A 12,026-nucleotide genomic window follows, 5' to 3' on the forward strand; every position below is an offset into this window, starting at 1 on the left:
ACCACGAACAGGGGCGTTGCCGCCTATCTCTAGTCGGCATCAAAGGCTGTTTCGTTGTAACGGAGCGCGGCATGCGACTAAACTTTCTACTACGCGCGGCCGCCCTGTGGCTGGCCACATCCCTTCCCTCTTGGGCGTTTGACACGATTGCCTCTTCGGCTTTGGTTCTGGACCAGACCAGCGGCACGATCCTGCTGTCCAAAGCGGCAGAAGTCCCGATTCCCCCCGCATCCATGTCCAAACTGATGACCCTGAACATGTTGTTTGAGGCTTTGCAGGACGGGCGGATCAATCTGGACACAAAATTCACCGTTTCCCAGAAAGCCTCGGAAAAGGGCGGATCGAAAATGTTCGTCAAACAGGGCGAACGGGTGTCGGTAGAAAACCTGATCCAAGGCATCATCGTCCAGTCGGGTAATGACGCCTGCATCGTAGTGGCCGAAAATCTGGCTGGTTCTGAGGCGGATTTTGCGCGGATCATGACCGCACGGGCGCGCAAGCTGGGGATGAATGAAAGCACATTCGCCAATGCCACCGGCTGGCCCGACCCGAACCACCGCATGAGCGCACGGGATCTGGTGTTGCTGGCCAACCGCCTGATGACGCAATTCCCTGAATATTACGGATATTTTGCCGAAGAATCCTTCACTTGGGCGGATATCACCCAGAAAAATCGCAATCCTTTGCTGGATATTGGCATTGGGGCTGACGGGTTGAAAACCGGTCACACCACCGAAGCAGGCTACGGTCTGGTGGGCACGGCCCGCCAAGAGGACCGACGGATCATCCTGATGATTTCGGGGCTGAACAGCGCCGAGGAACGGGCCGCCGAGGGCGAACGCCTGATGAACTGGGCCTTTCGTCAATTCGCACAGGAGACTCTGCTAAAGGCGGGAAAGAACGTCGCCCAAGCAGACGTCTGGTTGGGCAAGACAAATACTGTGGGGCTGGAGGTTGCCGATGACATCTCTGCGCTGATCCCCTATTCTGCGCGGGACGAAATCAAAATGAGCGTCACCTATGATGGTCCGATTCAGGCGCCGATTGCCAGAGGAACCGAATTGGGTGTGCTGAATATCGAAATCCCCGGCTTGCCCTCGCAAAGCTTTCCCGTGTTTGCCTCTACGGATGTGCAAGGCGCTGGTATTGCAAAACGCATGATGGTGTCCGCGCAGAAAATCAAAGGAGCCTTGCGGTAAGTGCGCAACGGTTTTTTCATTACATTCGAGGGCATTGACGGATCGGGCAAAACCACCCAGTCCCGCCTGCTGGCAACTTTACTGCGCGATTACGGCCACGATGTGATCCACACCCGTGAACCGGGCGGATCTGACGGTGCCGAAGATATTCGCCGCCTTCTGGTCGAAGGTGACGCAGGGCGATGGTCCGCGGAAACCGAAATCCTGCTGTTTACGGCGGCACGGCGCGACCATCTGGAACGCACCATCCAGCCCGCAATTGCAGCCGGTAAAGTGGTGATTTCAGACCGTTTTGCCGATAGCACGCGGGTCTATCAAGGGGCAGCGCGGGCGGAATTGCGCAGCACTGTGGACCAGTTGCACGATCTGATGATCGGGCGCGAACCCGACCTGACGTTTATTGTGGATATGGACCCAGAAACCGCCCTGACCCGTGGTTTGGCCCGCCAATCGGGCGAGGATCGTTTTGAAGACATGGGGTTGGCTTTTCAGATCAAATTGCGCGCGGGGTTTCTTGATCTCGCCGCCCAATTCCCCGACCGTTGCCATGTGATCAACGGCGACCAATCGCCTGCATCTGTGTCTGGCGAGATTCAGACGGTGGTTGAACAATGGCTGTCCTAAGTGCGGATGACATCCCAGAACCGGATCGCGCCGAGGGTGCGCCCCATCCTCGTGACACCCAAACCCTGATGGGGCAAGCCCCTGCCGAGACTGCCTTTCTGGACGCCTTTAACGGGTCACGGATGCACCACGCTTGGATGATCACTGGCCCGCGCGGTGTGGGCAAGGCAACTTTGGCTTGGCGGATTGCGAAATTCCTGTTGTCCCAGCCAGAGGATGATGGCGGCATGTTCGGTGCACCCCCCCCGCCAGAAACACTGGATGCGGATGCCAATCACCCCGCCGTGCGCCGCGCAATGTCTTTGGGCGAACCGCGCCTGTTTTTATGCCGCCGCCCGTGGGACGATAAAGCCAAACCGCCGCGCCTGAAAAAAGACATCACCGTGGATGAAGTGCGCAGGCTGAAAAGCTTTTTCTCGCTCTCAGCGGCAGACGGCGGCTGGCGCGTGGCGATTGTGGATGACGTGGACCTGATGAACACCAACGCGGCCAATGCCCTGTTGAAAGTTCTGGAAGAGCCCCCGGAAAAAACCATTTTGCTGCTGATCAGTCACCAACCGGCCCGATTGCTGCCCACCATCCGCTCGCGCTGTCGCGATCTGCGCTGCACGCCCCTATCGCCCCAACTGCAAGCCCAGGCTTTGGCCCAGTCCGGTCTGGATATCCAAGGTGAAGCGGCTATTGCCGAACTCTCTGGCGGGTCTGTCGGTGCCGCCTTGCGGTTGGTTCAGGCTGACGGGGCAACCCGCTACGGGGCTTTGGTGGCATTAGCAGAACGCGCACCCGGGCTTGATCGGGGGCAAGCCACGGCCATTGCTGAAAAATGTGGCGGGGCGGCCAATGCAGAAAGCTATGACATAACTGTGTCACTAATTGACCTGTTGTTGATCCGGCTGGCCCGATTTGGCGCGTTACAACCTGCCGAGTGGACCGAGGCCGCGCCACATGAAACTCGGGTGCTGGCAAAACTGGCGCCAAATGCGGCAGCTGCGCGCAAATGGGCCAATCTGGCCCAAGACCTGTCGGCCCGTGTGGCCCATGCCCGTGCGGTTAACCTTGACCCCTCGGGCGTGATCCTTGATATGTTGCTTAAACTTGACGAAGCGGCGCGCGCCTGATCGCCCGCCAGTAGGCAGACCACATGATACCACAGATCGTAGACAGCCATTGCCATTTGGATTTTCCAGATTTCGAGGGCGAAGTAGACGCAATTGTTGCACGGGCCAATCAGGCTGGCGTGACCCGCATGGTCACTATCTGCACAAAGCTGCAAAATGAACCCAATGTGCGTAATATCGCGGAAACACATCCGTCTGTGTTTTATGCAGCAGGCATCCACCCGATGCGCGCGGGTGAAGAACCTTTGGTCGCAACCGATACGTTGATCGCCTTGACCCATCACCCTAAAATGGTCGGCATCGGGGAAACGGGGTTGGATTACCATTACACCGCCGAAACCGCCCAAATCCAGAAAGACAGCCTGCGCAATCACATTGCAGCGGCGCGGGAAACCGGCCTACCCCTGATCATCCACGCCCGTGCTGCGGATGATGACATGGCCCGCATCCTAACCGAGGAATATCGCAATGGCGCTTATTCCTGTGTGATGCATTGCTTTTCCTCCAGCGCGGAACTTGGCAAGGCGGCGCTTGATCTGGGGTTTTATCTGTCCATGTCGGGCATCGCGACCTTCAAGAACAGCCAAGACCTGCGGGATATTTTTGCAACCGCCCCCGTAGATCGTATTCTGGTGGAAACCGACGCGCCTTATCTGGCCCCGATGCCCCATCGCGGCAAACGCAATGAACCCGCCTATTCCGCCCATACCGCCGCTGTCGGGGCGCAGGTTTTTGGCATGGAATATGCGGATTTCGCCGCCCAAACCTCGCAGAACTTTGATCGCCTGTTCACCAAGGTCGCGCAGTATAAGGCGGCAGAGTAATGGCCGAGTACCTGTTCACAATTCTCGGCTGCGGGTCATCTGGCGGCGTGCCACGGGTCGGTGGCATCTGGGGAGATTGTGATCCGAACAACCCTAAAAATGCCCGCCAACGCTGTTCTATGCTGGTAGAGCGGATCACCGACACGGGGAAAACCTCGGTGCTGATCGACACATCACCCGATCTGCGCCGCCAGTTGCTGGATGCCAATGTCAGCGCCCTTGATGCGGTGATTTACACCCATGACCACGCAGATCACACCCACGGTATCGACGATCTGCGTATGGTGGTGTTCAACATGCGCAAACGCCTGCCGATCTGGGCGGATGCCGCCACACAGACCACGCTGAAACAGCGGTTCGGTTATACGTTTGAACAGGTGCCGGGCACGTTGTACAAACCGATCCTTGAAATGAATGCCATGACCGGTCCTGTCACCATCGACGGTGCCGGAGGCAGGATCAAATTTGAACCGTTTTTAGTGGATCACGGTCCGATCCAAGCCAACGGGTTTCGCATCGGCAATCTGGCCTATCTGCCTGATGTTTCCGCGATGAATGTCGCAGCATGGCAGGCGGTTTCTAACTTGGATTGCTGGATTGTAGACGCCCTGCGCCGAGACCCGCACCCGACCCATTCCCACCTGTCCCAAACGCTTGACTGGATTGAACGGGCAGCCCCGAAACGGGCGGTTCTGACCAATATGCATGTGGATCTAGATTATGACACCCTGTGCCACGAAACCCCAGACCACATAACCCCAGCTTTTGACGGGTTACAGATCACCCTGCCCGCCTAAGAAAGAACACATGATAGAAATTTTTACAGTCGTCCTGCCAGTATTCTTGCTGGTCGGCGCAGGCTATGGCGCGACTTACTTCAAGCTTTTTCGCGATGAATACGCAGATGCCCTGATGAAATTCACCCAGAATTTCGCCATTCCCTGTCTGCTGTTCCGCGCTATTGCCCATCTGGACCTAAGCACCGTGTTCAACTTTCGGCTATTGGGGTCGTATTATGCAGGCTCTGTCAGTTGTTTCCTGCTGGGCATTCTTGGCGCGATGTATCTGTTCAAACGCCGCCCCGGTGAGGCGGTTGTTTTGGGGTTCTGTTCGTTATTTGCCAATGTGGTCTTGCTGGGTTTTCCTATTGTAGAGCGGGCCTTTGGCACAGATGCGCTGGGGCCGATCACCGCCATTGCCGCCATCCACGCGCCGTTTTGCTATCTGCTTGGCATCACCACAATCGAGTTGGTGCGTGCTGACGGGCGCAGCCTGCGCGCGACCGCCATTACCGTGGCCAAGGCTATGTTCAAAAACGGTCTGATGATAGGCCTTGCGCTGGGATTCACGGTAAACCTGACAGGCATGTGGCTACCCGAGGGCTTGTGGGCCGCCGTTGAAATGATGGGCCGCGCTGCCTTGCCCGCAGCCTTGTTCGGCCTTGGCGCAGTGCTGGTGCGTTATGGCTTGGCAGCCAATTTTGGCGAAACCGCGATGATCCTTTTACTGCGTCTTGGGGTGCATCCGCTGATTGCACTGTTCATGGCGACACAAGTTTTTCATCTGGCCCCAGAGGTGACACGGGTTGTGGTTCTGACCGCCGCCATGTCCCCCGGTGTGAACACCTATATCTTTGCCAATATGTTTGACCGCGCCAAGGGTGCTGCTGCCAGCGGGGTTCTGTTGGGAACCATCGGGGCAATCTTTAGCGTTTCGGTCTGGCTGGTGATCCTGCGGGCGTTGTAACAAAAAACGGGGCCTGACGAAGGCCCCGTTTTTGTTTGTTTATTGCTGTGAAACCGATCCGCTTACCCTGGGGACAACCCACGCAACCGTTCCGATCTGCGGCGCAGCAACTCGACCACGGTCAGCAGAATAATCGAAATCGCGATCAGGATGGTGGCCACCGCAAGGATGGTCGGGCTGATCTGTTCCCGCAGGCCGGTGAACATCTGCCACGGCAGGGTTTTCTGGGCAGCCGAACCGACAAACAGCACCACGACAACTTCGTCAAACGATGTGATAAAAGCAAACAAGCCGCCAGAAATCACACCGGGCAAGATAAGGGGCATTTGAATACGGAAAAAGGTGCGCACCGGCCCTGCCCCCATATTCGCCGCAGCCCGTGTCAGGCTGTTGTCAAACCCAACCAGCGTCGCAGTCACCGTGATGATCACAAAAGGAATACCCAAAGCCGCATGGGCCAGAACCACGCCCCAATAGGTGCCTTGCAGACCGATGCGAGAGTAAAAGAAATACATCCCCGCCGCTGAAATAATCAGTGGCACAATCATCGGAGAAATCAGAATCGCCATAATCGCACGGCGAAACGGCACGTGCGGCTGGCTGAGACCAATGGCCGCCAAAGTTCCAAAGGACACCGAAAGGAAGGTCGCCATCGGCGCAATCCGCAGGGAATTCATCACAGCGTTCTGCCAATCCGAACTGGAAAAGAAATCGCGGTAGTGTTTCAGCGAATAGCCCGCAGGATCAAACCGCAGCATTTCCGGCGTGAAGGTAAAGAAATCCTCGGCGTTAAAACTAAGCGGCAGGATCACAAGGATCGGGATGATCAGGAACAGGAAGATCAGCGCACAGATGGTGCGAAACCCGTAATACCAAGCCCGTTGCAGCGGTGATGCGTATGTTGGAAGTGCCATTGTGCGTTACCCCAGTTTCACGTTGTCGATGCCGACGAACTTGTCATAAAGCCAATACAGCCCCAAAACCACGATCAGCAGAAGTGTCCCGAGTGCCGCTGCCAAACCCCAGTTCAGGCTGGAAGAGATGTGGTAGGCAATCCGGTTCGAGATGAAGACACCTTTTGTGCCGCCAACGATTTCAGGTGTGATGTAATACCCGATCGACAGGATGAAACACAGGATCGAGCCCGCGCCGATGCCCGGAATGGACTGCGGGAAATACACGCGCCAAAAGGCAGTCCAGTCGTTTGCGCCCAGCGATTTGGCCGCCCGCACATACGATGGCGGAATGGTTTTCATCACCGAAAACAGTGGCAGGATCATAAACGGCAGCAGAATATGGGTCATCGCAATGATAGTGCCCGTCTGGTTGTTAATCAATTCCAACCGCGCAGAATCCGCGACAAGCCCCATCCAAACAAGCGTATCGTTGATCACGCCTTGTTGTTGCAACAACACTTTCCACGCGGATGTTCGCACCAAAAGAGAGGTCCAGAACGGCAGCAGCACAAGGATCAGCAACAAGTTCGATGTGCGCAGCGGCAAAGTGGCCAGCAAAAACGCAATCGGATAGCCCAGCAGAATACAGCTGATGGTGATGATCAGCGACATTTTCATAGTGCGCAAGAACAGCGTGTAGTAGATTTGCTCGTTTTCCGGCACCCGTTCAACACCGCTGGGCCCCTTGGTCAGATCGGCCGCTGCCAGAAAATACCCGTCGGTGTATTTGCCCGAAAACGCCTTGATGGTTTGCCAGTATTCAATATCCAGCCACTTGTCGTTCATCTCTTCAAAAGCAGCGACAAAATCGGTGGTCTCTTCTACGTCCAGACGCTTGATCTTACGTCCTGTCTGACGGAACAGACTGGAAATGCCGGATTGTTCATAGTTCAGCCGTGACCCCAGCTTGGTGTGGTTTTTCTCAACCACAGCCTCTTGCAGGTCGATTGCCAAGGCCTTGAAGGCATCATTGCTGGGCAATTCGCCACTGCTGGCATCCCAATCGCGCAAGGAAACCACGGTGCGCGGCAGCACATCTTCTACGATGTTGTTTTCCACAGAACGGAATAACATATCCGCAATGGGGGCGATAAAGGTCAAAAGAACAAAAATCAAAAGCGGCGCGATCAACGCCAGAGCGCGGAGTTTTTGCCGCCGCAGACTGCGGGCCAGCGTCGCCTTCAAGGGGCGTCCGTCGTTCCCTAACACAGGGCCAGAGGCCGATGCGGAATGGTCGATATCTTGGGAACTATCTGCTGTATTTGCCATGATTTTAGTACTGTCCACCTGTTAAAAACGTCGGGTTCAGGGCGTCAGGGCGACCAATTGGCCGCCCTGATCTGGATGCTTATTATTGTGCAAGCCAGGCTTGGAATTTCGCGTCGATGTCGTCGCGGTAGTCAGCCCAGAACTCGTAGTTGTACAAGAATGTGTTCTTGGCGTTTTCTGGATCTGTTGGCATGTGTGGCGCCATTTCGATGCCCAGTTCAGCGTGTTTGCCAACCAGAGGTGCAGAGGACAGACGTGCTGGACCATAAGAGATGTATTTCGCTTGGTCAGCCAGACGCTGTGTGTCTGTTGCGAACATGATGTAATCCAACGCGGCTTTTTTGCGCTCGTCAGTCAGGTTCGCCGGGATGATCCAACCATCAAGGTCAAATACCTGTGCGTCCCACATCATTTTAACCGGCTGCTTTTGCTCTACGATCAAAGAGAACAGACGACCGTTATATGTAGACCCGATCACAACTTCGCCGTCAGCCAGCAGTTGTGGCGTATCCGCGCCCGCAGACCACCAGATCACGTCGTCTTTGATGGTTGCCAGTTTAGCCAGCGCTTGCTGTTGGCCTTCTTCTGTTGCCAGAACATCGTAAACTGCGTCTTTTGCTACGCCGTCACACAACAATGCCCATTCCATGTTGTTGATAGGGCGTTTTTCCAGGCTGCGTTTGCCAGGGAATGTTGCCAGATCAAAGATGTCACAGATGTCATCAGGCTCTTTGCCGTTCCATTCAGCCACATCGGTGCGATAGCCGAATGTTGTTGAATAAACGATTTGCGGGATGAAACACTCAGAAACCAGCAGATCGCCGAAATCTTCGGCAGCGGATGTGCCGTCCGGTGCTTTGGCAAGCTGTGTTTCCGGGTCGATTTCCATCGCCAGACCTTCGTCGCACAGACGGATCGCATCAGATGCAACAACGTCCACAACATCCCAAGTTGTGTTGCCGGCTTCAGCCATGGCGCGCAGTTTTGCCACCGCTTCAGCAGAGCTTTCGTCGTTGATGATGTTGATGCCCGGGTTCGCCTTCATATATGGCTGGTGATAGGCTGCGTCTTGGGATGCCGAATACGCGCCGCCCCAAGATACGATTGTCATGTCCTCGGCACCGGCAGCGGATGCGGCAATGACGCCAGCTGCTGTGCTCAGAATGATTGACTTCAGATTCATGGAAACTTCTCCTTGTTTACAGTTTACCCGTTCTAATTCTTGTCCATCCGTCCACGGGTGCGGAACGGTCGGTATGACGTCGGATTGTGGTCTCAGGCGTCCAGCGCTCTGCAATCCGCGGTTTCCCAGCTGATCATGGTCTTTTCACCCACCTGTAGATGGGTGTGACCGGCTGCATTGGGAACTTTGACCACAAACTCTTCGTTGCCATGCACATTCATGCGGCAGCGGATGTGGTCGCCAAGGTAGATCAGTTCTTTGACCTCGGCTTGGGTTGTCACAAGGCCGTCCTGGCCCCCGACATAAACACGTTCAGGGCGCAGCGACATGGTCGTGCGGCTACCCGGCCCGCCGCAATTTACTGCCAGACCGCGCACTTGGGCCCCGTCGTCCAGCGTAATAGAGGCAACACCATCAGAAACAGAATCAACTGTACCCAGTAACGTATTGTTTTCACCAATAAATTGCGCACAGAACGCATTTTCAGGGCGTTCATACAAATCCTGTGGCGGGGCCAGTTGCTGGATCACCCCATCATTAAACACCGCAATCCGGTCTGACATGGTCAGTGCTTCAGATTGGTCATGGGTCACATAAACCACTGTAATGCCGAGGTTTTCATGGATGTGTTTAATTTCGAACTGCATGTGTTCGCGCAGTTGTTTATCCAGCGCGCCCAGTGGTTCATCCATTAGAACCAGTTCCGCATCAAACACCAAGGCCCGTGCCAAAGCGATCCGCTGTTGCTGGCCACCGGACAATTGCGCCGGACGCCGCCCCGCAAATTCACCCATCTGCACCATATCCAGCGCATATTTGACCTTAGCTTCCCGCTCGGACTTGCCCATTTTGCGCACTTCCAACGGAAACGCCAAATTCTCACCAACCGTCATATGGGGGAACAGCGCATAGTTCTGGAACACCATGCCAATGCCCCGCTTGTGGGGTGGAATATTGTTGATCGGGCTGCCCCCTAGGCGAATATCACCGCTCGTGGCGGTTTCGAACCCTGCAAGCATCATCAGACAAGTCGTTTTGCCAGAACCTGAAGGGCCAAGCATTGTCAGAAACTCACCTTTAGCAATTTGTAGATTAAGATCTTTTACAACAAGAATCTCGCCGTCATAGCTTTTTTGAACGCGATCAAATACGACAAAATCGTCGTCATGCGGAGTTGCAGTCAAAACTATCTCCCAGTTGACTTATTATCAGGCCGTAATGGCCTTTATTATATCGTCTGGTCTGTGCGACCTGATTTTTTATCGGACTATTTTGCTAATCCGTTTTTTTTGTTTCAGGTCACGTGACCCTGTTGGTATTTCATTTAACCTAAGCGAACCAAAGGGAGAATAGCAACAGCCAATAACGCCCTACCCAAGGTCAATACCGACATTTATTCAGGGCAGCCCCCGCTTTAATCCCACAAATATTCGGCTTTTCCCGCATTAGAATTGGCAAGGAAAAAAGATAAGAAAATCTGAATAAATCGTAAATAAACGAATTTCGGGCCGATTCTGGCCCCATTTGCGCCATATTTGCCCCCCATCAATTTCGACAACGCCCGACGAGAGGCTCTTTGGAACGTATTATTAATCTTTGATGTTTACCCCAGTAAGTGAGTAATCGAAATGTCTGCAAATCAACACACCTACACAATCGCCGCAAACACAACTCCGTTTTCAGTAATAAAAGGTGGTTTTGCAAACTTCTCGACGAACAATTGCATCACGGGTGAAAAAATCAAACACGAAACCAAAACTCAGATCACTTGGATTTTACGGGATCGTTTCACAAACCAGGTGTTTAAAGCCCGCCAGGATGTCTCTAGCAACCATGCAGCCCTTTATGCAGAACTGGTTTGCGAATTGCCTCTGGTTGATAACCACGTTTATGAAACCATCAGCGTTTCAACCCAACACACCAATTCCCCCCCAGTTAAGGGTGCCACCTCTCCGCAAGCCAAGGCAGAAAATCGGCTCGGCGTTGCTCGTGGCACTCACGTTATGACCAACCGCGGTGAAGTCCCGGTGGAAAAGCTGCGCGTTGGCGACCGCGTTATCACCCGCGATCGCGGATTGCAGGAAATCCGCTGGATCGGCTCTCAGAAGGTTAATGTAACCCCCGAAAATGCCCCGATCCTGTTTCGCAAAGGCGCTATCAAAAACGCCCGCGACCTGATCGTCAGCGCAGACCAACGCGTTGTGCTGAAAGGCGCCGAAGCAATGGCCCTTTATGGCGTGAAAGAGGTTCTGATCCCTGCCCGCATGCTGGTTGACAACATAGCGATCATTCAGGCTGTTGGCGGCGTTATGGAATTCTACCAAATCCTGACGGATCGCCACGAAGTGATCTACACAGAAGCCGCCGCATCCGAAAGCTTTATGCCAACCCCACAAAACCTTGAATTGTTAGTCAAAGAAAACCGTGCAGAAATCCTGACGACTTTTCCGGCGCTTGCCTCTTCCCCCGAGGCATACGGTCCCTGCGCACGCGGATTTGTAGAAGCGTAACAAACCACAGATTTTTGGCGAAACCAATTTGGTTCAGCCGCTCTAAAAGCCACAGAAAATTCTGTGGCTTTTTCCTGTTTTACAGTGGCTTACGGCAATACTCTAAAGCATGTAGTTTTGGTCAAACTACAAAAGATGAACGCTACTCTTAACACAAACAGGTTGCCATACCGGCTTTCCGCTAAACTCAAAAGGCCGCCACACGCTAAAAAAATGCGGCATCCTGACGGGCTGCGATTTTCCAGTCCGAACCTTAGGCCAGAAAAGCGTAGATCAACGTAAAACTAACAAACCCGACAAGAAACCCGATTGCGATACCCGATGCAAAGATACTGGCAATGACCATTTTTTGATACTCACTTACACTAAACTAAACAAATTCAGACAACATCGTCTGAAGCTCTCCTAGGTCTCTTATACAGTTACTTTAACCAATAATTTGTTTCTAATTTGGTACAAGTTTGTTCCCAAACGCGTAACACTGGCAGCACAACCGGTTGAAAAATCGCCTATAACATCCTGTTATTATTACATTTAGAAAAGCGGTTAGCCTTTTAAGTTCCAGACAAAACCAACACACCTCTAAGGGGAGATTGG

The 12,026-nt window shown here is 54.0% G+C and carries 10 protein-coding genes and 1 pseudogene; 7 read left to right on the forward strand and 4 right to left on the reverse strand.

Going from position 1 to position 12,026, the window contains the following annotated elements; genetic code table 11:
- Window positions 1–71 precede the first annotated feature (71 nt).
- Genes GGE09_RS12545 through GGE09_RS12570 form a run of 6 tightly spaced genes read left to right on the forward strand, consistent with a single transcriptional unit; the run spans window position 72 to window position 5,511 of the window.
- The gene (locus GGE09_RS12545; protein ID WP_309746478.1) at window positions 72–1,199 is read left to right on the forward strand and encodes a D-alanyl-D-alanine carboxypeptidase family protein; all 1,128 of its coding nucleotides are present in this window, start codon (window positions 72–74) and stop codon (window positions 1,197–1,199) included.
- The gene (tmk, locus tag GGE09_RS12550; RefSeq protein ID WP_309746479.1) at window positions 1,200–1,823 is read left to right on the forward strand and encodes a dTMP kinase; all 624 of its coding nucleotides are present in this window, start codon (window positions 1,200–1,202) and stop codon (window positions 1,821–1,823) included.
- The gene (locus GGE09_RS12555; protein WP_309746480.1) at window positions 1,811–2,941 is read left to right on the forward strand and encodes a DNA polymerase III subunit delta'; all 1,131 of its coding nucleotides are present in this window, start codon (window positions 1,811–1,813) and stop codon (window positions 2,939–2,941) included. Before tmk ends, GGE09_RS12555 begins: the two co-directional genes overlap by 13 nt.
- Window positions 2,942–2,964: 23 nt before the next feature.
- A complete protein-coding gene (locus tag GGE09_RS12560; protein ID WP_309746481.1) occupies window positions 2,965–3,765 on the forward strand; it encodes a TatD family hydrolase in 801 nt (266 codons plus the stop codon).
- Window positions 3,765–4,562 (forward strand): MBL fold metallo-hydrolase, encoded by a 798-nt coding sequence (locus GGE09_RS12565; protein WP_309746482.1) that lies wholly within the window; start codon window positions 3,765–3,767, stop codon window positions 4,560–4,562. The genes GGE09_RS12560 and GGE09_RS12565 overlap by 1 nt, the downstream gene beginning before the upstream one ends.
- A 10-nt stretch (window positions 4,563–4,572) precedes the next feature.
- Window positions 4,573–5,511 (forward strand): AEC family transporter, encoded by a 939-nt coding sequence (locus GGE09_RS12570; RefSeq protein ID WP_309746483.1) that lies wholly within the window; start codon window positions 4,573–4,575, stop codon window positions 5,509–5,511.
- Window positions 5,512–5,573: 62 nt separating this feature from the next.
- On the opposite strand, the pseudogene GGE09_RS12575 reads toward GGE09_RS12570, so the two are convergent.
- The 4 genes and pseudogenes from GGE09_RS12575 to GGE09_RS12590 all read right to left on the reverse strand — a co-directional run.
- Window positions 5,574–6,395: pseudogene (locus GGE09_RS12575) on the reverse strand (ABC transporter permease); the annotation flags it as partial.
- Window positions 6,396–6,431: 36 nt separating this feature from the next.
- A complete protein-coding gene (locus GGE09_RS12580) occupies window positions 6,432–7,736 on the reverse strand; it encodes an ABC transporter permease (RefSeq protein ID WP_309746484.1) in 1,305 nt (434 codons plus the stop codon).
- Between the two features lie 82 nt (window positions 7,737–7,818).
- A complete protein-coding gene (locus GGE09_RS12585) occupies window positions 7,819–8,919 on the reverse strand; it encodes an extracellular solute-binding protein (RefSeq protein ID WP_309746485.1) in 1,101 nt (366 codons plus the stop codon).
- Window positions 8,920–9,011: 92 nt separating this feature from the next.
- Window positions 9,012–10,103, reverse strand: coding sequence for an ABC transporter ATP-binding protein (locus GGE09_RS12590; RefSeq protein ID WP_309746486.1), 1,092 nt, complete (start codon window positions 10,101–10,103; stop codon window positions 9,012–9,014).
- 444 nt (window positions 10,104–10,547) lie between these two features.
- On the opposite strand from GGE09_RS12590, the gene GGE09_RS12595 reads away from it, so the two are divergent.
- A complete protein-coding gene (locus GGE09_RS12595; RefSeq protein WP_309746487.1) occupies window positions 10,548–11,429 on the forward strand; it encodes a Hint domain-containing protein in 882 nt (293 codons plus the stop codon).
- The last annotated feature ends 597 nt before the right edge of the window (window positions 11,430–12,026 follow it).

Origin of the sequence: Roseobacter sp. N2S (assembly GCF_031454055.1) — a bacterium.
Taxonomy (GTDB): Bacteria; Pseudomonadota; Alphaproteobacteria; order Rhodobacterales; family Rhodobacteraceae; genus Amylibacter.